Annotated in this window: 24 protein-coding genes; all 24 read left to right on the top strand. The window is 32.1% G+C overall.

Translation table 11 applies throughout. From position 1 onward, the window contains the following. Positions 1 to 60 precede the first annotated feature (60 nt). Positions 61 to 678 carry a hypothetical protein gene (locus tag RF683_RS01000; protein WP_309532379.1) on the top strand — a complete coding sequence of 206 codons (618 nt, stop codon included), beginning with the start codon at positions 61 to 63 and terminating at the stop codon, positions 676 to 678. Positions 679 to 726: 48 nt separating this feature from the next. Next, positions 727 to 4,083: a transcription-repair coupling factor gene (gene mfd, locus RF683_RS01005; RefSeq protein WP_408733685.1), complete on the top strand. Its 3,357-nt coding sequence runs from the start codon at positions 727 to 729 to the stop codon at positions 4,081 to 4,083. A gap of 120 nt (positions 4,084 to 4,203) precedes the next feature. Beyond that, complete coding sequence (gene porW, locus RF683_RS01010) at positions 4,204 to 6,819, top strand: type IX secretion system periplasmic lipoprotein PorW/SprE (protein WP_309532380.1); 2,616 nt, start codon at positions 4,204 to 4,206, stop codon at positions 6,817 to 6,819. 2 nt (positions 6,820 to 6,821) lie between these two features. Next, positions 6,822 to 7,178, top strand: a complete 357-nt coding sequence (locus RF683_RS01015) for a bactofilin family protein (RefSeq protein WP_309532381.1) — start codon at positions 6,822 to 6,824, stop codon at positions 7,176 to 7,178. Between the two features lie 155 nt (positions 7,179 to 7,333). Further along, positions 7,334 to 7,486, top strand: coding sequence for an AtpZ/AtpI family protein (locus tag RF683_RS01020; protein WP_309533178.1), 153 nt, complete (start codon positions 7,334 to 7,336; stop codon positions 7,484 to 7,486). A 4-nt stretch (positions 7,487 to 7,490) separates the two neighbouring features. After that, entirely contained in the window at positions 7,491 to 7,871 is a 381-nt protein-coding gene (locus tag RF683_RS01025) for a hypothetical protein (RefSeq protein WP_309532382.1), read from the top strand. Positions 7,872 to 7,974: 103 nt separating this feature from the next. Further along, on the top strand, positions 7,975 to 9,147 hold the full coding sequence (gene atpB, locus RF683_RS01030; protein ID WP_309532383.1) for a F0F1 ATP synthase subunit A: 1,173 nt from the start codon (positions 7,975 to 7,977) through the stop codon (positions 9,145 to 9,147). Positions 9,148 to 9,222: 75 nt separating this feature from the next. Continuing rightward, on the top strand, positions 9,223 to 9,414 hold the full coding sequence (gene atpE, locus RF683_RS01035; protein ID WP_298658448.1) for an ATP synthase F0 subunit C: 192 nt from the start codon (positions 9,223 to 9,225) through the stop codon (positions 9,412 to 9,414). 78 nt (positions 9,415 to 9,492) lie between these two features. Then, entirely contained in the window at positions 9,493 to 9,993 is a 501-nt protein-coding gene (locus tag RF683_RS01040) for a F0F1 ATP synthase subunit B (RefSeq protein WP_309532384.1), read from the top strand. Between the two features lie 3 nt (positions 9,994 to 9,996). Further along, positions 9,997 to 10,530, top strand: coding sequence for an ATP synthase F1 subunit delta (gene atpH, locus RF683_RS01045; protein ID WP_309533179.1), 534 nt, complete (start codon positions 9,997 to 9,999; stop codon positions 10,528 to 10,530). A gap of 25 nt (positions 10,531 to 10,555) precedes the next feature. Continuing rightward, the gene (gene atpA / locus RF683_RS01050; RefSeq protein WP_309532385.1) at positions 10,556 to 12,130 is read left to right on the top strand and encodes a F0F1 ATP synthase subunit alpha; all 1,575 of its coding nucleotides are present in this window, start codon (positions 10,556 to 10,558) and stop codon (positions 12,128 to 12,130) included. A 72-nt stretch (positions 12,131 to 12,202) separates the two neighbouring features. Next, on the top strand, positions 12,203 to 13,057 hold the full coding sequence (atpG, locus tag RF683_RS01055; protein WP_309532386.1) for an ATP synthase F1 subunit gamma: 855 nt from the start codon (positions 12,203 to 12,205) through the stop codon (positions 13,055 to 13,057). A gap of 94 nt (positions 13,058 to 13,151) precedes the next feature. Next, entirely contained in the window at positions 13,152 to 13,580 is a 429-nt protein-coding gene (locus tag RF683_RS01060) for a GNAT family N-acetyltransferase (RefSeq protein WP_309532387.1), read from the top strand. Positions 13,581 to 13,652: 72 nt separating this feature from the next. Then, positions 13,653 to 15,119, top strand: a complete 1,467-nt coding sequence (locus tag RF683_RS01065) for a lipopolysaccharide biosynthesis protein (RefSeq protein WP_309532388.1) — start codon at positions 13,653 to 13,655, stop codon at positions 15,117 to 15,119. Further along, positions 15,119 to 15,553 carry a dUTP diphosphatase gene (gene dut, locus RF683_RS01070; RefSeq protein ID WP_309532389.1) on the top strand — a complete coding sequence of 145 codons (435 nt, stop codon included), beginning with the start codon at positions 15,119 to 15,121 and terminating at the stop codon, positions 15,551 to 15,553. Before RF683_RS01065 ends, dut begins: the two co-directional genes overlap by 1 nt. A gap of 125 nt (positions 15,554 to 15,678) precedes the next feature. Then, positions 15,679 to 16,692 carry a sugar nucleotidyltransferase gene (locus RF683_RS01075; RefSeq protein WP_309532390.1) on the top strand — a complete coding sequence of 338 codons (1,014 nt, stop codon included), beginning with the start codon at positions 15,679 to 15,681 and terminating at the stop codon, positions 16,690 to 16,692. Between the two features lies 1 nt (position 16,693). After that, the gene (locus tag RF683_RS01080; RefSeq protein WP_309532391.1) at positions 16,694 to 18,004 is read left to right on the top strand and encodes a tetratricopeptide repeat protein; all 1,311 of its coding nucleotides are present in this window, start codon (positions 16,694 to 16,696) and stop codon (positions 18,002 to 18,004) included. 4 nt (positions 18,005 to 18,008) lie between these two features. Then, the gene (locus RF683_RS01085) at positions 18,009 to 18,779 is read left to right on the top strand and encodes a lipoprotein insertase outer membrane protein LolB1 (protein ID WP_309532392.1); all 771 of its coding nucleotides are present in this window, start codon (positions 18,009 to 18,011) and stop codon (positions 18,777 to 18,779) included. Between the two features lie 68 nt (positions 18,780 to 18,847). Continuing rightward, positions 18,848 to 20,122: a murein hydrolase activator EnvC family protein gene (locus tag RF683_RS01090; protein ID WP_309532393.1), complete on the top strand. Its 1,275-nt coding sequence runs from the start codon at positions 18,848 to 18,850 to the stop codon at positions 20,120 to 20,122. Between the two features lie 20 nt (positions 20,123 to 20,142). Continuing rightward, entirely contained in the window at positions 20,143 to 20,838 is a 696-nt protein-coding gene (locus tag RF683_RS01095; protein ID WP_309532394.1) for a Bax inhibitor-1/YccA family protein, read from the top strand. An 84-nt stretch (positions 20,839 to 20,922) separates the two neighbouring features. Beyond that, positions 20,923 to 21,927: a tRNA dihydrouridine synthase DusB gene (gene dusB / locus RF683_RS01100; protein ID WP_309532395.1), complete on the top strand. Its 1,005-nt coding sequence runs from the start codon at positions 20,923 to 20,925 to the stop codon at positions 21,925 to 21,927. A gap of 102 nt (positions 21,928 to 22,029) precedes the next feature. Further along, positions 22,030 to 22,983: a 2-hydroxyacid dehydrogenase gene (locus RF683_RS01105; RefSeq protein ID WP_309532396.1), complete on the top strand. Its 954-nt coding sequence runs from the start codon at positions 22,030 to 22,032 to the stop codon at positions 22,981 to 22,983. 88 nt (positions 22,984 to 23,071) lie between these two features. After that, positions 23,072 to 23,413 carry a TM2 domain-containing protein gene (locus RF683_RS01110; RefSeq protein WP_309532397.1) on the top strand — a complete coding sequence of 114 codons (342 nt, stop codon included), beginning with the start codon at positions 23,072 to 23,074 and terminating at the stop codon, positions 23,411 to 23,413. 48 nt (positions 23,414 to 23,461) lie between these two features. Then, positions 23,462 to 23,866, top strand: coding sequence for a DUF2752 domain-containing protein (locus RF683_RS01115; protein WP_309532398.1), 405 nt, complete (start codon positions 23,462 to 23,464; stop codon positions 23,864 to 23,866). Position 23,867: the final 1 nt, after the last annotated feature.

Consider the following 23,867-nt stretch of genomic DNA (forward strand, 5'->3'; position numbering starts at 1 on the left):
TAACGGAATTTTCTGAAAAATATCCCGAACATTTGTAAATTTGCTTTTTATTATATAAAAATGAATCACACTATAAAAAGTAGCCTATTTGTTTTAGCAACTCTTCTTTTTTTGGCTTGTAAGCAAGAAGATGAGCAGCAACTTTTAGTCGAAATGGAACAAAAAAATGCATTGGTTTTTGCTCAGGTTAATAAAGCTTGGACACTTACTATACCGGTGGCTACTCCAACTGTTCAAATGGAATTGAATAAATGGAAAGAATGGCAAAGTTTTGAACAAGAACTAAAACAAAAACCTCAAGCATCGATTAGTGCTTTTAAATTAAAAGTTCAAAATTTAGCAAAAAAATCAGATAGCTTGCATTTGTCCTTGCCCGCTTTGCTCAATAAACCTCAGGTAAGAAGTAGATTAGTAGCCATGCAAACAAAAATACAAGCATTAGACACCTATTTTTCTTTAGATGTACTTCCAAAAGAGAAAGTAGAAACCTTAATTCTTGCCATTAATAAAGAAATTGTTGCTTTTTACGCACAGTGTGAAGAAATTGTCATTAAAAATAACATTCCACTTGAACTAGGTGAAAAGGAAATGATTAATGCACTAGATACAACTAGAAATGCTAAGAATGTCAATTTTGATGAATTAGAAAAACAAGAAGTAAAAAACAAGAAGGACTAAGTATAGAGATACAAGTCTGTTTTATTACTTTTTTTCAAAACAAGTACTTTGAGTAAAACAACTATAATAAACACCTATGAACAGTTGCCAAAAATAGCGCAACTAGCAGCATCATTACCTAACAGAGGAAAGTTTAACGCGACAGGTTTAGTGGGTTCGTCACTTTCTTTTGTAGTTCATGCCTTATTTAAAAAATCAGAACTTCCATTTTTAGTCGTGTGTAACGATAAAGAAGAAGCGGCCTATTATTTAAATGATTTAGAGCAATTAATTAATGATCAAGATGTATTGTTTTACCCAGGTTCATACAGAAGACCTTATCAAATAGAAGAAACAGACAATGCAAATGTATTGCTTCGTGCTGAGGTGCTAAATCGTATTAATTCTAGAAAAAAACCAGCCATTATTGTTTCGTATGCAGAAGCGATTTTTGAAAAAGTGGTGACTCGAAAAGAACTAGAAAGAAATACCTTAAAGGTTAATATAAACGATAAATTATCAATCGATTTTATTAATGAAACCTTATTTGAATATAGTTTTAAACGTGTTGACTTTGTTACTGAACCAGGTGAGTTTTCGGTTAGAGGTGGAATTATAGATGTTTTTTCCTTTTCAAATGATGTTCCGTACCGTATTGAGTTTTTTGGTGATGAGGTAGATAGTATTCGTACGTTTGATGTGGAAACCCAACTCTCCAAAGAAAAAGTCAGTAAAATAACCATTATTCCAAATGTGGAAAATAAACTGTTGGAAGAAAAAAGAGAAAGTTTTTTAGACTACATTAACGAAAAAACCGTTTTAATTTTACAAAATACAGGATTTATTGGCCAACAATTAAATCGATTATTTGAAAAAGCAACAGAAACATTTTCAAAATTAAATACTGAAATTAACCACGCTACTCCTGAAGAATTATTTGTAAATGAAGCCGCTTTTTTAAAAAAAGCATTAGATTTTTCAGTCATTGAATTGGATAAAAATCCTGTTTTTAAAACAGAGAAAACTATCACATTTCACACCTTACCACAGCCTTCATTTAATAAACAATTTGATTTATTGCTTCATAATTTGCATAATAACGAAGCAAATGGTATTAAAAATTATTTGTTTTGTTCCAATGCTAATCAAGCCAATCGATTTAAAGAAATTTTTGCAGATATTGATGAAGAAAATCATGAACAAACAACGAATAAATATCAAGCCGTTGTATTTCCATTGTATCAAGGTTTTATAGACGAAGAACTTCAAATAGCGTGTTACACAGACCATCAAATTTTTGAACGTTACCACAAATTTTCAATCAAAAATGGCTATTCAAAAAAACAAACCATAACACTTAAAGAATTAACTTCATTAGCCGTTGGAGATTATGTTACGCATATAGATCATGGCATTGGTAAATTTGGAGGATTACAAAAAATTCAAGTTGAAGGCAAAACCCAAGAAGCCATAAAATTAGTTTATGCAGATAACGATATAGTGTACGTAAGTATTCATTCATTGCATAAAATTTCAAAATATAATGGAAAAGACGGTGCGCCGCCTAAGATTTATAAATTAGGAAGTAATGCATGGAAAGCACTCAAACAAAAAACAAAAGCCCGAGTTAAACATATTGCGTTTAATTTGATTCAATTGTATGCAAAAAGACGTTTAGAAAGAGGATATGCTTTTGGACCCGATACGTACATGCAAAAAGAATTAGAAAGTTCGTTTATTTATGAAGACACACCAGATCAAATAAAAGCCACAGCAGATGTTAAAATGGACATGGAAAACGACAGACCTATGGACAGATTGGTTTGTGGCGATGTTGGTTTTGGAAAAACAGAAGTAGCCGTAAGAGCAGCTTTTAAAGCGGTTGACAATGGTAAGCAAGTAGCTATTTTAGTACCCACAACGATTTTGGCTTACCAGCATTATAGAACGTTTTCTGAACGCTTGAAGAACATGCCCGTAACGATTAATTATTTGAATCGTTTTAAAACCGCTAAACAAAAATCTGAAACGATCAAAAACTTGGCAGAAGGAAAAGTTGATATTATTATTGGTACGCATCAATTGGTAAATAAAGATATTAAGTTTAAAGACTTGGGATTACTTATTATAGATGAAGAACAAAAATTTGGCGTAAATGTAAAAGATAAATTGAAAACCATTGCACCGAATGTAGATACTTTAACATTAACGGCAACACCTATTCCTAGAACGTTGCAATTTTCATTAATGGCTGCTAGAGACTTATCGGTTATTTCTACACCACCACCAAATAGGTATCCTGTAGAGACTCACGTAATTAGATTTAATGAAGAAGCTATAAGAGATGCAGTGTCTTATGAAATTGAACGTGGCGGTCAAGTATTTTTCATCAATAATAGAATTGAAAACATAAAAGAGGTTGCCGGAATGATTCAGCGATTGGTACCAAATGCTAAAATAGGTATTGGTCACGGTCAAATGGAAGGTAAAAAACTAGAAGAATTAATGTTGGCGTTTATGGAAGGCGAGTTTGATGTATTAGTAGCTACAACAATTATTGAAAGCGGTTTAGATGTACCAAATGCGAATACTATTTTTATCAATAATGCCAATAATTTCGGATTGTCTGATTTACACCAAATGCGTGGTCGAGTAGGTAGAAGTAATAAAAAAGCCTTTTGTTATTTTATTACGCCTCCTTATTCGGCCATGACTGATGAAGCTCGAAAAAGAATTCAGGCATTAGAACAATTTAGCGAACTAGGAAGTGGCTTTAATATTGCTATGAAAGATTTAGAAATTCGAGGTGCAGGTGACTTATTAGGAGGCGAACAAAGTGGATTTATCAATGAAATCGGTTTTGATACGTATCAGAAAATCATGAACGAAGCCATTGAAGAACTAAAAGAAAATGAGTTTAAAGAGCTATATCCAGAAGAAGCGGATGTAGAAACTAAAGAATTTGTCAAAGAAATTCAAATTGATACTGATTTTGAATTGCTATTTCCAGATGAATACATCAATAACATTTCAGAGCGTTTAAATTTGTATAATGAATTAAGCACTATTAAAACCGACGTAGAATTACAGGCTTATGAACAGCGATTAATTGATCGTTTTGGAGCATTGCCAAAACCTGCTTTGGCGCTGTTAAATAGTGTCCGAATTAAATGGAAAGCAGCCCAATTAGGTATAGATAAGCTTATTTTTAAACAAGGAAAAATGATTGGCTATTTTTTAGGCGATCAACAAAGCGATTTTTATCAAACGCAACGTTTTATGACCGTACTAAAATTTGCACAGCAAAACCCAATGCTTTGCAAAATCAAAGAAAAAGAAACTAAAAATGGCCTGCGTTTACTCATCAGTTTTGATAATGTAAAATCAGTAAACAAAGCCTTAGAATTGATTACTAGTGTTGCGTAATTTCTCTTTGAATAAATTGTTAAACCCATCAAAATACTTTTTTTTATCAAAAAATAGCTTATTTTTACGCTTTGATATACTAAAATATAACTTTGTAAGTTAGTACTAAAAACAGTAAAATTGAAAGTAATTCGTTTAAAATATATCTATTTTGCTTTTGCATTTTTTTTCTTGTGGGCTTGTTCTACCAAGAAGAACAACTTCGCTACCCGAAATTTCCAAGCACTAAATACTGAATATAATGTTTTGTATAATGGTGGTGTGGCCCTTGATAAAGGAATGGCGGAGGTCAACGCAAATTACAGTGATGATTTTTGGGAAATTCTTCCCATAGAACGCATGCAGCCACAACCTGAAGAGTCAAAATCAGACGAAAACACAGCAAAATCTAAAAATCCAAATTTTGAACGCGCTGAGGACAAAGCAACTAAAGCCATTCAAAAACGTTCCATGAATATTGGCGGGTATGAGCGAAATCCTCAAATTGATGAGGCTTACTTAATGCTAGGCAAAGCAAGATATTATGAATACAGATATTTGCCTGCTCTTGAAGCGTTTAATTATATTCTGTACAAATACCCAACAAGTAACAATGTGTATCAAGCTAAGGTTTGGCGTGAAAAAATAAACATTAAAATGGACAACGAGGTTTTAGCTATTAAAAACCTTAAAAAATCATTAAAAGACACCCGATTAAACGGGAAAGATTTAGCAGATATTCAAGCAGTTTTAGCAGAAGGCTATATCAAAATAAATGCGTTAGATTCTGCTGTTACGTGTATTAAAGTAGCTAAAAAAGAAACTAAAGTTAATGAAGAAAAAGCAAGATATGCCTTTATCTTAGGACAATTATATGAGAATTTACAATATAAAGATAGTGCTTTTGCTGCTTTTCAAGAAGTGATTGATTTAAAAAGAAAAGCACCAAAATCGTATACCATTTATGCACACATCAAACAAGCGGGTCAATTTGATGTTGAAAAAGGTGATACGTTAGCTTTTCATAAAAAATTTGATAAATTTATTGAAGACATAGAAAATAAACCTCATTTAGATGTATTATACCATCAAAAAGGGAAATTTTATGAGGCAAAGAAAAATGAAAAACAAGCCATTCTTTTTTACAATAAGTCTAATAAAACCCAGCCTAAAAACACCTATTTAACGGCTTCAAACTATAGAAATATTGCTACAATATATTACAGCAAGCAAAATTTTCATTCAGCCAAAAAATATTTCGATTCTACCTTAGTCGTTTTAAAACCCACACACAGAGAATACAAGCCCCTCAATAAAAAAAGAAATACCTTAGTTGATGTGGTTAAATACTTAGATATTTGTAATGCTGCTGATAGTATTGTTCAAATTTCTAAAATGTCTGAGGCAGAAAAAACAAAATATTTTAAAACGTATATAACCCAGTTAAAGACAAAAGATTCTTTAAAAGCAAAAGCTGAGTTGGATAAACAAACGGCAGCAAAATTGGCGTTGGATACGAAGCAAAACGATTTTACCTCTATTGATGACACAAAAAAACAGCCCATGCAAGCGCAACCTATTGCTGCGGTAAAAGGTGATGTGTTTCAAAGTACGTTTTATTATTACAATGCCGTTACAGTAGCACAGGGAAAAATTGAGTTTCAAAAAAAATGGGGGACGTTTGATTTGGTTGACAATTGGAAATGGGCAAAAAAAACAACAAGTTCAGACACACAAGATGTTTCTGACGTAGCAGATACACCAGATAAGAGTGATGAGGGTAAAGCATTGGATGCTAAAGAATCCAACCCACAATATACCACAGCATTTTATTTGGAAAAATTACCTAAAAATCAAAAAGTAATTGACAGTTTGCAAATTGAAGCCAATGATGCGCGTTTTAAAGTAGGCGAATTATTTAAAGAAAGCTTAAAAGAGTCGGCACTAGCTACATCAACATTTGAGACACTTTTGCGTAATAATCCGCAAGCGAAATTGATTTTGCCAACGTATTATAATTTATACCAGTTGTATGCAGGAACAAATACTGAAAAAGCAACGTATTACAAAGAAAAAATTATTTCAGAATTTCCAAATAGTAGGTATGCGGCTATGTTAACGCATACAAACGCCAAACAAACCGAAGTTGATGCCGACACCGAATTTAATTTGTTGTATAAACAAGTCGAAGAAGGGCAATTCAGGGAGGCTTATGTTGCTATTCAACCGTTGATTAAAAAATATGACGGCGATGAGCTAAATGCAAAATTTGATATGCTAAATGCAAAAATTGAAGCTCGATTATTTGGTGTGGAAGCCTATAAAAAAGCACTTCAAAAAGTGGTTAAAGAGTATCCTAAAAATGAAGAAGCAAAACGAGCAGCCACTATTTTAGCTTCTGAAATTCCACAGTTAGAAGCATTTAATTTTGGCAAACCCTCTCGTACTTATAATTTAGTGTTTGTTACGAGTTATCCAAACGAAGCAACACATAAACAGCTCTTACAAAAATTGAGTAAATTTGTAAATGACTCAGGTAACAAAGAGTTATTTGTGTCAAATGACATTTATGATTTAGATAAAAATTGCATTGTTATTCATGGTTTTATAACAGACGATTTAGCTAAAGCAAGTTATGCCTATTTAAAACTTCAAAAAGAATATAAAATTAAAGATGAAGCATATGTAATTTCAAATGAAGACTACAAAGTGATTCATGTAAAGAAAAATTTAGAGACTTTAATTTTAAAAAAATAAACATGTTTGATAAGAATTCAAAGTCAGATTATGCCTTACTCGGACGAACAAATCGAATCGTAGAAAACACGATTATGCATGGGGATATTACCTGTGCGGCTGATTTTAGATTAGACGGAGAATTGACAGGAAATATCACGTGTGAAGGCAAAATAGTTTTAGGTCCAAAAAGTAAAGTAAAAGGTACAATTACTTGTAAAAATATTGATGTTGAAGGTTGTTTTGAAGGGAAGTTAGATGTTGAAGAGTTATTAGCTATTCGAAAGACAGCTTCTATAAAAGGAGATGTTTTTGCTAGCAAACTTGCCGTTGAGCCAGGTGCTGTTTTTGAAGCCAGCTGTGAAATGCGTAACTTGTGAAGCATTCAACGAATACCAAAAAAATTATTAAGTCAGTAGTTAAATGAGAAATTTATAATTTCGAATTCAACCAATCCCAAGAAAAATCTAAAAAAATGAGTTCTAACGAAAAACAATCCAATAAATGGCTCATATTTCTTACGATTCCATCTCAAATGGGAGTTACAATTTTTCTATTTAAGTGGTTAGGCTCATTATTAGATGAAAAATTTCATGTACATTTTTTAATGAATATAAGTGTTGTCTTGGGAGTTTTTATTTCCTTATATTTAGTGAATGAACAGGTAAAAAAAATAAACAAATCATAGATAAATGAAGCTTTTAAAATCCGTTTTGTGGTTAACATGTATGTTCGTTGTTCTGTTGCTTTTCAGTTGGATAGGAAGTTATTGTTTTTTAAATCAGACTTCTTTTGTTCAAATGAGTCAAGTGTGTATGGGTAATTATGCGGTCAGTTTAGTTTATTTGTTTTTACACACATATTTTTATAAAACCAAGCCCTATGCATTTGGATTTATTGCTATGATTACCCTAACTATTAAGTTTGTACTAGCTTATGCTATTATAAGATTAATTTCAAATAGCTTGCAAGATCAGTTGTTTTTAAAATTCATATACTTTATCGTTTTCGCTGTTTTTATGATTGCAGATGTAGTGTATTCAGCAATTTTGCTTAATAGCACTAAAAAATAGATTTTATTTTAAAAGTTTTCTTTGATTACGCTTTGTGATTTTAATTAAAATTGTAATTTTGCAAAAAATTTTAGAAACCTTAAAATTTAAGATCAATTAAGTTATGGTGATTTTTAAAAAACCAGTCCATTTTATAGTTGCATTAGTGTTCGCTTTGGCGCCAGTTACAAACTTTGCAAATCCTTCAGAAGAAACTACTGCTCACGGCGCTCATGAAGCTCACAAAACAGAAGGCGCTACTCACGAAAAAGGACATGAAGAAGGTCACTCAGAGCCTACAGATATTAAGTCTCAAATTAAAGCTTTCACCAAACACCACGTTTTAGATTCTCACGATTTTTATTTATGGTCTGATAATAAGGAAGGAAAACATTTTGGTTATATTCCCTTACCAATTATTTTATGGGATAATGGTTTACAAGTATTTTCGTCTTCAAAATTTCATCATGGAGAAAGTGTTGCTGAGTCGAATGGTAATTATTATGTATTGAATCATCATGATGGTAAAATATATAAAACAGATGCTAAAGGAACGTTAACTGAAGATGAAAAAACAGGTCATCCAACAAATGTTAGACCAATTGATTTTTCAATAACTAAAAGTGTAGTATTTATTATCATTACCGCTTTAATCATGTTTTTCTTGTTTTCTTCATTAGCAAAATCATACAAGAAAAATGGAGGTATTGCTAAAGGAGCTGGAAGAATATTTGAGCCATTGGTAGTTTTTGTTCGTGATGAAATTGCTATTCCTAATATTGGTGAAAAAAATCACAAGAAATATATGAGTTATTTGTTAACTATATTTTTCTTTATACTATTCCTAAATGTTTTTGGTTTAACGCCGCTTGGAGTTAATGTTACTGGTAATTTAACCATTACGTTCTCGTTAGCTATATTAACTTTTTTAATTACAAATTTAACAGCTAATAAAAACTATTGGGGACACATTTTTTGGATGCCAGGGGTTCCAAAATTAATGCGAATAGTATTGGCGCCAATCGAATTATTAGGTGTAGTAATTAAGCCGTTCTCATTAATGATACGTTTGTATGCAAATATTTTTGCAGGACACATTGTGTTAATGAGTATTATCGGGTTAATGTTTATTTTTAAAAGTTGGTTAGGAAGTTCACTATCTTTCGGTTTAGCATTTGTACTGTCTTTACTTGAGATTTTAGTTGCCTTTTTACAAGCTTATATTTTCACTATGTTATCTGCACTTTATTTTGGTTCTGCCAATGAAGAGCATCATCATGAAGAAGCGCATCATTAATAGTGAGTTAGAAATTAGTGTTTTAAATTCTAATTTCTTAATTATACATAGAATGTTTAATTTAATATATATATTATGACAGGTTTAAATTTTATTGGAGCAGGATTAATTGTTATCGGAGCAGGATTAGGTATTGGTAAAATTGGTGGTTCAGCAATGGACGCAATTGCACGTCAACCAGAAGCTTCAGGAAAAATTCAAACAGCAATGTTGATTGCTGCTGCCTTAATTGAAGGTATTGGTTTCGCAGCATTATTTGCAGCGTAATTAAAAACTCAAAACAATAGTTGCAACGGTTGGTTGTAACTATTGTTTTATTCATTAAAAAAAGTAAAAACACATATAATGGAAAAATTAATAAATCAGTTTGAGTTCGGATTGTTCTTTTGGCAAGTATTAATATTTGTTGGCTTAATTCTTTTATTGAGAAAATTTGCATGGAAACCAATTCTTGATGCAGTTAATGAAAGAGAAGAAGGAATAAAAGAAGCTATGCTTGCTGCAGAAAACGCAAGAAAAGAAATGATGGCTCTAAAATCTGATAATCAAAAATTATTAGATGAAGCACGTTCAGAAAGAGATGCAATGATAAAAGAAGCGACGGCTATTAAAGATAAAATGATTGCTGATGCAAAAACTGAAGCACAAGTGCAGGGCGCTAAAATGATTGAGCAAGCTAAAGCAACAATCGAAAGTGAAAAAAATGCAGCGGTTGCCGAAATCAAAAATCAAGTTTCTTCGTTGTCGTTAGAAATTGCTGAAAAGTTATTAAAAGAAGAATTAACTAACAAAGATTCTCAAACTAAATTAGTTGAGAAATTGTTAGGTGATGTTAAATTAAATTAATCAATCGTTATGTCAAGAGCTGCGATTAGATACGCAAAAGCAATTTTAGATATCGCTATCGTTAATAAAACGGCCGAGGCTGTAAATAACGATATGAAAGCTATTATTGCTGCAACTAGTGAGAATGCTGAACTAAAAGATTTTTTTGCAAATCCTACTATCAAGGGAGAAGTAAAATTAAATGTAGTAAAAGAAGTATTTTCATCAGTTCAAAATGAAACAAACGGCTTGTTTCAATTACTTTTAGCTAATAAAAGATTTGAAATTTTACCAGCAGTTGCTTCACAATATTTGGCACAGTTTGATAAAGCAAACGGAATTGAAACAGCGATAGTTACAACAGCTTTTCCAATTACTGCTGAAATTGAAGCGCAAGTTTTAAATAAGTTAAAAGAGTTCTCTAATGGAACGATTACCATTAAAAATGTTGTAGATTCGTCAATAATCGGTGGTTTTGTTCTTAGAATGGGAGACAAACAATATAATGCATCAGTTGCAAACAAATTGCAACAATTAAAAAGAGAATTTAGTTATTAATTTACCATTACTAATTATATAAAAAATGGCAGAAATAAAACCAGCTGAAATTTCAGCTATATTAAAAAAACAACTAGCTGATTTTCAATCAGGAGCTACATTAGAAGAAGTAGGTACAGTATTACAAGTAGGAGACGGTATTGCTCGTGTTTACGGATTGTCAAATGCACAATATGGTGAGTTAGTACAATTCGATAACGGATTAGAGGCTATCGTTCTTAACTTAGAAGAAGACAATGTTGGGGTAGTACTTTTAGGTCCATCTACTGGAATCAAAGAAGGTTCAACTGTTAAAAGAACAGGAAGAATTGCTTCTTTAAAAGTAGGTGAACAAATGGTAGGCCGTGTAGTTGATACATTAGGAAATCCAATTGATGGTAAAGGTCCTATTGGTGGAGAATTATATGAAATGCCTTTAGAGCGTAAAGCACCTGGGGTTATTTTCCGTCAACCGGTAACAGAACCATTACAAACAGGTATTAAAGCTATTGACGCCATGATTCCTGTAGGACGTGGACAACGTGAATTAGTAATTGGTGACCGTCAAACAGGTAAATCATCAGTTTGTTTGGATACTATTCTTAATCAAAAAGAATTTTATGATGCTGGTGAACCAGTATTCTGTATATATGTAGCTATTGGACAAAAAGCGTCTACAGTAGCAGGTATTGCAAAAACATTAGAAGAAAAAGGCGCAATGGCTTATACCGTTATTGTTGCTGCAAATGCTTCTGATCCTGCTCCAATGCAAGTATATGCGCCTATGGCAGGAGCAGCTATTGGAGAATATTTCCGTGATTCAGGACGTCCTGCATTAATTATTTATGATGATTTATCTAAGCAAGCAGTTGCTTATCGTGAAGTATCGTTATTATTAAGAAGACCACCAGGTCGTGAGGCTTATCCTGGAGACGTATTTTACTTACACTCTCGTTTATTGGAAAGAGCTTGTAAAGTAATTAATGACGATGAAATTGCTAAGAACATGAATGATTTACCAGAGTCTATCAAAGGAATCGTAAAAGGAGGAGGTTCATTAACAGCTTTACCAATTATTGAAACACAAGCAGGAGACGTTTCGGCTTATATTCCAACAAACGTAATTTCGATTACAGATGGACAAATTTTCTTAGATGGGGATTTATTCAACTCTGGGGTTCGTCCTGCAATTAACGTAGGTATTTCGGTATCTCGTGTAGGAGGTAATGCACAAATTAAATCTATGAAAAAAGTATCTGGTACGTTAAAATTAGACCAAGCTCAATTCCGTGAGTTAGAAGCGTTTGCAAAATTTGGTTCTGATTTAGATGCAGTTACTTTAAATGTAATTGAAAAAGGAAAACGTAACGTGGAAATCTTAAAACAAGGTTTAAATGACCCGTTTCCAGTAGAAAATCAAACCGCAATTATTTATGCTGGAACTAAAAATTTATTAAGAAATGTTCCTGTAAATAAAGTAAAAGAATTTGAAAAAGATTATTTACAATTCTTAAACTTAAAACATAGAGATACTTTAGATGCTTTAAAAGCTGGTAAATTTGATGATGCTATCACAAATGTATTAGAAGAAGCTGCAAAAGAAATTTCTGCAAAATATTAATTCAAGTGTAAAGTAAATAGTAATTAGTTAAAAGCTTATTACTATTTACTTATTACTATTTACTAAAGTAAAATGGCAAACTTAAAAGAAATACGTAATAGAATTACATCCGTATCGTCAACGATGCAGATTACTTCTGCCATGAAAATGGTTTCTGCCGCAAAGCTTAAAAAGGCTCAAGATGCTATTACGGCTATGCGTCCTTATTCTGAAAAGTTAACAGAACTAATTCAAAGTTTAAGTGCTTCTTTAGAAGGAGATGTAGCTTCAAAATACACGACTCAAAGAGAAGTTAAAAAAGTTTTAGTAGTTGCTATTACTTCAAATAGAGGTTTGTGTGGAGCACTTAATTCAAATGTTTTAAAACAAGCTAGGCTTCTTGCTGAGCAATATGGTCATGACAATGTAGGTATTTTTGCTATTGGTAAAAAAGCTAATGATGGTTTGCATAAAACAAATTTTGTTGTTGCAAATAGAAGTGATATTTATGATGATTTGACTTTTGAAAATGCTGCACATATAGCGGACTCATTAACTCATTTATTTATAGATGGTGAATACGATAAAATTGAATTAGTGTATAATCAATTTAAAAATGCAGCTACACAAGTTGTAGTAACAGAGCAATTTTTGCCATTAGCACCTATTCAAGGGTCAACAACAACATCAGATTATATTTTTGAACCATCCAAAGTAGAAATCGTTATGGAGTTGATACCAAAATCATTACGTACACAATTGTATAAAGCAATAAGAGATTCATTTGCTGCAGAGCATGGTGCACGTATGACGGCTATGCATAAAGCAACCGATAACGCAACAGAATTAAGAGATCAATTAAAATTAACATATAATAAGGCGCGTCAGGCCGCAATTACTGGAGAGATTTTAGAAATTGTAGGCGGTGCAGAAGCTCTTAACAGCTAATCATTTTCAAAATTGTTAATTATAATTCTTATAGATTAAGTCCCGATTTATCGGGACTTTTTTTTAACTTTGAAAGATACAAAAATCAAGTATAATGAATGTATTGCGATGCACTTCTTTTGAAGACTTGGCTTCAAATTACCTTGTAATCAAACAATTGTATGATGCGACTTTTACCTATGAAAAATATTGTTCGTTTCTTCCTGAAATGATTTCAAACGGATATAGCCAAGTTGCTCTATATGATAAAGAAAAATTAATTGCGGTTTCAGGATATTGGATTAATACTAAACTTTATACAGGGAAATATCTTGAAATAGATAATTTTATCGTAGACAACGCTCATCAATCAAAAGGAATTGGTAAACTATTAATTGCTGAAATTGAGAAAATAGCTCAACAAAATAAAGCTAAGGCTATTGTATTAGATGCATTTACAACTAATTTCGGTGCGCATAAATTTTATTTTAACCAAGGTTATGTGCCTAAAGGATTTCATTTTGTAAAGTTTATAAATGAATGAAAAAACTATTAATTACTCATTTGATATAAAATAAATCCAAAGATTAACTATTTTTGTTAAAAATATCCCGATTTGACAGCCTATAAAAATTTATTCAAGCAAACAATAATATATGGTATAGCTACCGTTTTGCCTCGTGTAATTAGTTTTTTACTCGTGGGTTTACATACTCAAATGATGCCAAAAATATCGTATGGTGAAATTACTATTTTACTGTCTTATATGATATTTTTTAATGTGATTTTGTCTTATGGAATGGAAACTACTTTTTTTAGATTTTACCACAAAGAAACTCAAAAAGACGAAGTAATCAGTACCGCTTCAGTTTCTATTTTTTGGAGTTCAATTTTATTTTTATGTGGCGCCTTATTGTTTCAAAAAACCATTTCAAATTATTTAGAAATAAATAAAGAATATGTTAATTATGCTATTTGGATTCTTGCGTTAGACGCTTTGGTAATCATTCCTTTCTCAAAATTAAGAGCAGAACAACGTCCTATTAAATATGCGACAATTAAAATCGCAAATGTATGTATTAACATGCTCTTGAATATTTTTCTTTTGGCTATATTGCCAAAATTAGCGATAGCTAATCCTACAGGATTTTGGAGCAGTATTTATGTGCATGATTACCAAATAGGGTATGTATTTCTAGCTAATTTAATGGCGAGTTTGTGTACTTTTTTGTTTTTTATACCAAATTATATTCAGTCTAATTGGTTATTTAATCCTATACTTTGGAAGCAAATGATGCGGTATGGTTGGCCTATATTGTTTGCGGGCTTAGCTTTTGGTATAAACGAGCACTTTGACAAAATATTATTAAGTAAATTATTGCCCGAATCTATTGCAAAGGCTGAAGTGGGTGCGTATGCTGCGTGTTATAAAATAGGCTTGTTTATGGTGCTATTTAGAACGGCATATACACTAGGAATAGAACCTTTTTTCTTCAGTCAAGCAGGAAACAGTAACGCACCTCAAACGTACGCTACTGTAACTAAGTATTTTGTAATCTTAGGTTCGTTAATTATGTTAGTAGTTATTGTTTTTGCAGATGTAATTAAATTCTTTTTAGTACGTCAACCCGAATATTGGGAAGCTATGTCTATAGTTCCCTTAATAATAATAGCCAATTTCTTTTTGGGTATTTATACCAGTTTATCGGTTTGGTATAAACTAATTGATAAAACCATAATTGGCGCTTATATTTCGGTAGTGGGAGCGGTGCTCACCTTACTTTTAAATTATCTTTTGATACCAACAATGAGCTATATGGGTTCTGCAATTGCTACACTTGTAGCGTATGGTTCCATGATGCTTTTTTCTTATTTTTTAGGCAAAGAAAAATATCCAATTCCTTTTGAAATGAATAAAATAATGGCCTATTTAGGCGTGTCTATAACATTGGCATGTTTGTCTTTTTACATTGATATTTTTAGGAAAACATATATTTTTGGTATATTAGCCATTCTAGGTTTCTCCTTTTATATTTATAAAAATGAGAAAGATGTAATTTTAAAAACGTTTAAACTAAAATAATGCAAATTAAAATTATCAATACCTCACAACACGAATTGCCAAACTACGAAACTATTGCTTCGGCAGGAATGGATTTGCGTGCCAATTTAACCGAATCAATTAGCTTAAAACCGTTAGAAAGAACATTAGTAAAAACTGGGCTTTTTATAGAATTACCAATTGGTTATGAAGCGCAAGTGCGACCAAGAAGTGGTTTGGCAATCAAAAAAGGAATTACAGTACTTAATTCACCAGGAACAGTAGATGCAGATTACAGAGGCGAAATAGGTGTTATTTTAGTAAATTTATCAAATGAACCTTTTGTAATTGAAAACGGTGAACGTATTGCACAATTAGTAATTGCTAAACATGAAAGAGCAGAATGGCTAGAAGTTAACGAACTATCAGAGACATCTAGAGGTGCTGGCGGTTTTGGTAGTACGGGAGTGAAATAGAGCCCCCTAACCCCCAAAGGGGGAATGGACAAAATTGCATATATAGTTTATAAAAAATGTTGAATTCATAAAATCCTATTGACCCCTAATAGGAATTTGCCCCCTTTGGGGGTTAGGGGGCTTATATGAAAATAATAGTACCCATGGCAGGTCGTGGTTCACGTTTGAGACCACATACATTAACAGTTCCAAAACCATTAATTCCTATAGCAGGAAAACCAATAGTACATAGATTAGTAGAAGATATTGCCAAAGTAATCCAACATAATATTGAGGAAATAGCTTTTATTATTCATAAAGATTTTGGTGTAAAAGTAGAGCAAGATTTAATTGCAATTGCTGAAAAATTAGGCGCAAAAGGAACAATTTATTACCAAAACGAAGCCTTAGGAACAGCACATGCAATTATGTGTGCCAAAGAATCGATGTCTGGACCAGTTGTAATTGCTTATGCAGATACACTTTTTAGAGCCGATTTTTCGTTAGATACTTCAGCAGATAGCGTTATTTGGGTAAAGCAAGTAGATGATCCAAGTGCGTTTGGTGTAGTGCAATTGAATGAAGCAAACGAAATTGTTGATTTTGTAGAAAAGCCAAAAGAATTCATTTCAGATTTAGCTATCATAGGAATTTATTTCTTTAAATCAGGTGAAAAACTTCGCGAAGAATTGCAATATTTATTAGACAATAACATTCAAAAAGGGGGTGAATATCAATTAACCGACGGTTTGGAGAATATGAAACAAAAGGGCATGAAATTTGTACCTGGAAAAGTAGATGAATGGATGGATTGCGGAAATAAAAATGTAACTGTAGAAACTAATTCTAGAATGTTACAGTTTATTGCTCAAGATGCTGAAGAAAATTTGATTGCTCAAGATGTTCGAATTGTAAATTCAGAAATCATTCCACCTTGTTTTATTGGACAGGGCGTAAGCTTGATTAATGCTATTGTTGGGCCGAATGTTTCTTTAGGAGCACATTCTCATATAGAAAACAGCAAAATAAAAAATAGCTTGATACAAACGCATTCACATATAAAAAATGCTAAATTAGACAACGCCATGATTGGGAACCATGTTCATTTTGATGGCGAATTTACAAGTATTAGTTTAGGCGATTATAGCACATTAGAATAATATGATTCGACTTTTAATTTTTTACTTCATTACAACCATTTCATTTGCTCAAGTTAATCCTGAGGAGGCAGACTTGGCTATAAATGAATTGGAAAATAATTTCTATGAAGCACTAAAACAAAAAAGTATAGAAAACTATGACAAAGCCATTATTTCTCTAGAAAAATGTTTAGAGAAAGATCCTAAAAATGCGGAAGTTTATTATCAATTAGGAACCAATTTTTTGGCACAAAAAAAATATTTGGATGCCGAACAAAATTTTCAAAAAGCAATTGATATCACGCCTAATCAAAGATGGTACTGGAACGGCTTGTATGATGTGTACTACCAAACAAGAGCTTATGAAAAAGCCATTCCAATTGTAGAAAAATTAGTTGGTTTTGACATAAATATGAAAGAAGATTTGGCTTCACTCTACATGAATACAAATCAGTTTGAAAAAGCTAAAAAAGTAATTGACGATATAGAAAACACCACCAATTTGTCTAAAACAATGGAGTTGTATAAAATGCAAATTCAAGCGATGCAGCGTCAATCAAAGCCACAAGTAGAAACGTTAGTACAAGCTATTGTTGACTTTCCTAAAGTGGAACAAAATTATTTAGATTTAATTTACACCTATTCGGTTGCTAATCAAGAAGATAAAGCATTTGAAATTGCCAAAAAATTAGCTATAGAATTACCCACATCTGATATGGCACATGTGAGTTTGGTAAAGTTTTATATCGCTCAAAAAAACACAGAATTAGCTACAGAATCATTTAAAAGAGTGAGTAAAAGTGCTAAAATTGATAGTAAAATTAAGCATAGAGTATTAAATGAATTTTTAATTTTTGCCACTCAAAACACGAGCTTATATAACGAAATAGATCAAGTTCTAGTTTATTTTACGAATGATTCGGGATTAGACGTGTATAAAGAATTGGGTAAATTTTTTTATAAAAAAGAGCATTATCTTTTAGCTGAAAAATACCTAGAAAAAGCCCAATTAAATCCTGAAATGATGGATTTACTTTTAAATGTCTATGATTTCAATCAGTCTTTTGATAAAATGGCTAAGTCTGCCACACAATGGATTGATTTATATCCCACAAAAGCGAATCTCTATTATTATGCTGCCAAAGCAACTAATAAATTGAAAAAGTTTAAACAAGCGAAAGAATTTTTAGACTTAGGCATGGATTATGTAGTAGAAGATAAAAATTTAGAAGCAGGTTTTTATAAACAATATATGCTTGCTGCAGACGGGTTATCAGACCAAAAATTAAAACAAGATTTTCAAAAAAAATTAGACCAAATCAACACGAAATAAATACATGCGACACATCTCAATTTATATAGTAACCGCTTTTATCTTACTTTCTTGTAAGCCAAAACAGCTTGTTGTAGCAGAGCAAGCCGCTAAAGAAGATAACAAGTCTATAGAAGTCATTCAAAAACACTATGAAAATAAATTAGTTTTTGAAACAGCTTCAATTCGCACAAGTGCCTCGTATCAAGACGCTAAGCAATCTTTAAGCATTAATGCCGATTTAAGAATTAAGAAAGATGAAATCATTTGGATTAATTTGAAATTTTTAGGTTTTCCAGCAGCAAAAGCATTCATTACGCCAACACGTGTGAGTTATTATGAAAAAATAAACAATACCTATTTTGATGGCGATTATTCAACATTATCTAAATGGTTAGGCACGGATTTAGATTTTAAAAAAGTGCAAAATTTATTATTAGGCCGACCTATAGATAACCTTACTAAGGAAGTGTTTCTTATGCAAATTGTAGATAATTTATTCCAACTAAAAAATAAGAATACTGCACAAACTCAAAAAACATTTTCATTTGAGAGTGGTAATTTTTTATTAAAAAAACAAGTGGTTAGTCAGCCAGTTAATCAAAGAAGTGTAACGGTTACTTATCCAGCCTACCAAAACATAGAGACCACTTTTTTACCAACAGGAATTCAAATTGAAGCTATCCAAAAAGATGCCGTTAAAATAGATTTAGAATATAAAAAAATTACCTTTAACGAAAATTTAACCTACCCATATGAAGTACCAAATGGGTATAAACAAATAATAATTGATTAAATTCGCAAAAAAATAGTTTTTATAACAAATGTTTATAATTGGTTTTTAAAAACAATAATTAGTAAAAAATGAAAAAAATATTTCCTATACTTTTTGTTTTATTGTTCTCTTTTATGTCTTATGCACAAGAAGATGAGCAACAAAAATTAGAAAAAAGAAAAGAACAATTACAACGTGAACTCGAAGAAAAAAGAGCACGTTACTTGGCTGAAAAAAAGAAGGAAAAAAATGTTTTGAAAGAAATTGCAAAACAAGATGAGCAAATAAAAATTAGTGAAAAAATCATTAATACAATTTCTAAACAAACCCGTTTGTTAAGCGATGATATTTATTTGACACAATTAGAAATCAATAAAATGAACAAAGAGCTAGTGGTCATGAAAGAAGACTATGCTAAAATGATTGTAAAGTCATATAAAAGCCGCTCAGATCAAAGTAAAATTATGTTTATTTTGTCTTCAAGTAGTTTTTTACAAGCCTACAAGCGTATTCAGTATATGAAACAATATGCAGGATACAGAAAAATGCAAGCCGAAGAGATAAAAATCAAACAACAAAAATTAGCCGGAGCTGTTGAACATTTGCAAGGAAAGAAAAAAGAAAAAGAAGTGGTTTTGGTAGAAAACACGAAAGCAAAGCAAGAACACGAATTACTTAAAAAAGAGAAAGTACAAACGGCAAAACAAATTCAGAAAGGCAAAAAAGAGTTAGCCGCAGAAATTGAAAAAATTAAAAAAGAGTCTAAAGATATTGACCGAAAAATTAAAAAAATGATTGCCGATGCTATTGCGGCTGCTAATAAAAGAAATGCAGAAAAAGCAAAAGCGGCAGCGGCTGCCTCAGGAAAGACAACGACAACGACAACCACAAAACCTGTTGCCGTTTCTTCCACAAAAATTGATTTAACACCAGAAGGACAAATTGCTTCAGATAATTTTAAATCAAACAAAGGAAGATTACCTTGGCCAGTGGAAAAAGGTTTTATTTCGTTGGGTTATGGAGATCAGGCGCATCCTGTTCATAAGAATTTAACTATTCATAACAGTGGAATAGACATCACAACAGATGCAGGTGCCTCAGCAAGAGCTGTGTTTTCAGGCGAAGTGACTAATATTCAAGTGAGTCAAACAACAGGAACCTATACGGTTTTGGTTATTCATGGGGACTTTTTCACGGCGTATAGTAATTTAAGTTCGGTATCCGTGAGTAAAGGACAAAAAGTTAGCGCAAAACAGGCATTAGGTAAAATTAAAACAAATGCTTCTGGCGCCACAGTGTTAAAATTTTTAGTAAACCAAAATACAACAACCTTAAATCCTAAATCTTGGATTGCACCAAAATAAAAATCAAAAATTAATAACCTATGGAATCAAGACAATTTACAGAAGAACAAATCAAAATTGAACAGGCAAACTTTATTGCTAAAGTGTACGGCTGGATGTCTGCGGCACTCGTACTTACAGGATTGACCGCATGGTATGTAGCACAAACAGAAGAAATTATTTTAGCATTAATATCCAATAAAATTTTATTTTATGGCTTATTAATTGGTGAAGTCTTATTAGTAGGGTATATTTCAAAAGCATTACCTACTATGAATGTAAATACAGCTAAAGCCTTATTTTTCTTATACGCTATAGCTAATGGCGTTACGCTTTCTTTGATTTTTGTAATTTTTACAGCAAGTTCTATTGCTTCTTCATTTTTTATCACAGCAGGAACTTTTGCCGTAATGAGTGTGTATGGCTATTTTACAAAATCAGATTTAACCTCAATGGGAAAAATTTTGATGATGGCCTTAATCGGATTGATAATTGCTTCCATTGCAAATATATTTATGGAAAGCAAAATGTTATATTGGATTGTTTCTTATGCAGGGGTTTTCATTTTTACAGGGTTAATCGCTTATGATACCCAAAAAATTAAAGAAATGAACATTATTGGCAACGAAGGAACGGACGAGGACATTAAAGAATCGTTAGTAGGAGCATTAACCCTTTACTTAGATTTTATCAATTTGTTTTTATTTATTTTACGAATTTTCGGAGATAGAAAATAAAAGACAAGGCGAACTTCGGTTCGCTTTTTTTATTCTTTTTTAGGAATGACTAAAAATAAGTACTTTTGCCAAAAAAATAATTAAATGGTCAAAATAGGCAACATCATTTTACCCGAAAACCCTTTACTACTTGCTCCTATGGAAGACGTGAGTGATCCGCCTTTTCGTAGGTTATGTAAAATGCACGGCGCTGATTTAATGTATTCTGAATTTATTTCCTCAGAAGGGTTAATTCGAGATGCCATGAAAAGTAAAATGAAATTAGACATTTTTGACTATGAACGACCAGTAGGCATTCAAATTTTTGGAGGTGATGAAGAAGCGATGGCATTGTCTGCAAAAATTGTAGAGGCCGTTCAGCCCGATTTAGTAGATATTAATTTTGGATGTCCTGTAAAAAAAGTAGTGTGTAAAGGTGCAGGTGCAGGCGTATTGAAAGATATAGATTTAATGGTGCGACTCACAAAAGCAGTTGTAAAATCCACCCATTTGCCCGTAACGGTAAAAACACGCTTGGGTTGGGACGAAACCTCAATTAATATTGATGAAGTAGCCGAGAGACTACAAGATGTAGGTATTCAGGCACTCACTGTTCATGCCAGAACGAGAGCACAAATGTATAAAGGACATTCAGACTGGACGCATATTGCTCGAATTAAAAACAATCCACGTATTCACATTCCAATTTTTGGCAATGGAGACATTGATTCCCCAGAAAAAGCATTGGAATATAAAAATAAATTTGGTTTAGACGGCATGATGATTGGCCGAGCCGCTATTGGTTACCCATGGATTTTTAATGAAATTAAACAATTTTTCCAAACAGGAGAACATTTAGCACCCCCTACAATTGCAGATAGGGTTGAAGCGGCTAAAAATCATCTAATTTGGTCAATGGAATGGAAAGGCGAGCGTGTAGGAATTGTAGAAATGCGTCGTCATTATACCAATTATTTCAAAGGCATTCATGGTTTTAAAGAATACAAACAAAAATTAGTTACTACAGATGGTTATAACGATTTATTTGTTGTTTTTGACCAAATAAATGAAGTGTATGCCAATTATGATATCACAACTATAGGCCATTAACCCAAATTAGTTTAATTGAATATTATGTGTTGAGATGGAGCAAATTAAGTTTGTTTTTACATCAAATAATTTTCCGTAAATTCACAACGTAAAAACGATTACATGCAACATTTATCCGAAATAAAAATACTTCATTTAGACACCAATCATCCGTTACTTTGGGAGCAGTTAGAACAAGTTGGATTTACAAATGAAGCGGATTACACTTCTACAAAAGAGGAAGTAGAAGCTAAAATTCATCAGTATCAAGGCATTATCATTCGTAGTAGATTTAAAATTGATCAGACATTTTTAGATAAAGCCACCAATTTGCAATTTATTGCCCGTGTGGGAGCGGGCTTGGAAAGCATTGATTGCGAATATGCCCAACATAAAAACATTCAACTTATTGCTGCGCCCGAAGGAAATAGCAATGCCGTAGGTGAACACGCATTAGGGATGTTATTAAACCTTTGTAATAACTTAAATAAAGCCGATAGAGAAGTCAAACAAGGGCAATGGAATAGAGAAGCAAATAGAGGTTTTGAATTAGAAGGAAAAACAGTAGGCATTATTGGTTATGGCAATATGGGTAAATCGTTTGCCAAAAAATTACGTGGTTTTGATGTAAAAGTGCTTTGTTATGATATTTTACCTCAAGTTGGAGATGAATATGTTACGCAAGTTTCTTTAGAAGAACTACAGGCTAAAGCTGACATCTTGAGTTTACACACACCATGGACGCCCGAAACAAATAGAATGATAAATTCAGAATTTATTAATCAATTTAAAAAACCTTTTTGGTTCATCAATACGGCAAGGGGCAAAAGTGTGGTTACAGCCGATTTAGTTCAGGCTTTACAAACAGGTAAGATTCTAGGAGCAGCACTTGATGTTTTAGAATATGAAAAACTGTCTTTTGAAACGCTGTTTGAAGCAGAAACTCCTGAGCCACTCAAATATTTAGCACAAGCTTCTAATGTGCTTTTAACCCCTCATATTGCAGGTTGGACAAACGAAAGTCATATAAAATTAGCACAAACCATTGTAGATAAAATTATAAACAACTATAAATAAATGCAGAAAAGTTGTACGTTTTTTATTTTTATAAATAATTTTTCTATATTCGTAAAACAAACTAATAACTAATTAAACTATAATTAAAATGGATGCAAACAAAGTAGACATGTTCATGATGTCAAACACAAAGTATTTTGAAGGTCATAATTTACACGCAATCAGAGAGCGTTTATTAGCTCTTGATGATGATAAATGGCCAATGATTCAAATGGTTCAATATAAAGATCCTACAACAGCTTTATTAATCTCAATTTTTGCTGGAGCTTATGGTATTGATAGATTTTATATCGGCGACACAGGTATGGGTGTAGGTAAATTATTGACTTGTGGTGGATTAGGTATTTGGGCTATTGTTGATTGGTTTTTAATCCAAGGGGCTACAAAACAAAAAAACTTAGAGCGTTTTAATCAAGCTATGATGTACTAAAATAAAAAGGTTGCCTTTTGGCAACCTTTTTAAAAACGATTAATAGAAATGAAGAGAAACCAATTGTATATTTTTCTGTTAATTGTTATTGGATTAGGATATTGCTGGCTGATTTATTCAAGTACAAATCATTCAACCACAAAACCTTTAGGTTGTTTTTTTAAAAAAATAACTAGATATCCTTGTCCTTCTTGTGGCACAACAAGATCCGTGTCGCTTCTTTTTCAAGGAGATTTTTTCCAAGCGTTGTTGTTAAATCCGTTTGGAATTATTGTATGGATAGCCATGTTGGTAATTCCTATATGGATTGTTATCGATTTCAGTAAAAAATCAGCCAGTTTTTATGCTTTTTATAAGGCCGCTGAACGATATATTTCTAAAAAACCAATAGCTTTATTTTTAATCCTGTTGGTGTTACTAAATTGGTATTGGAACATTAAAAAAAATATTTAAG

The organism is Flavobacterium sp. 20NA77.7, assembly GCF_031326205.1.
GTDB classification, from domain to species: Bacteria; Bacteroidota; Bacteroidia; order Flavobacteriales; family Flavobacteriaceae; genus Flavobacterium; species Flavobacterium nakdongensis.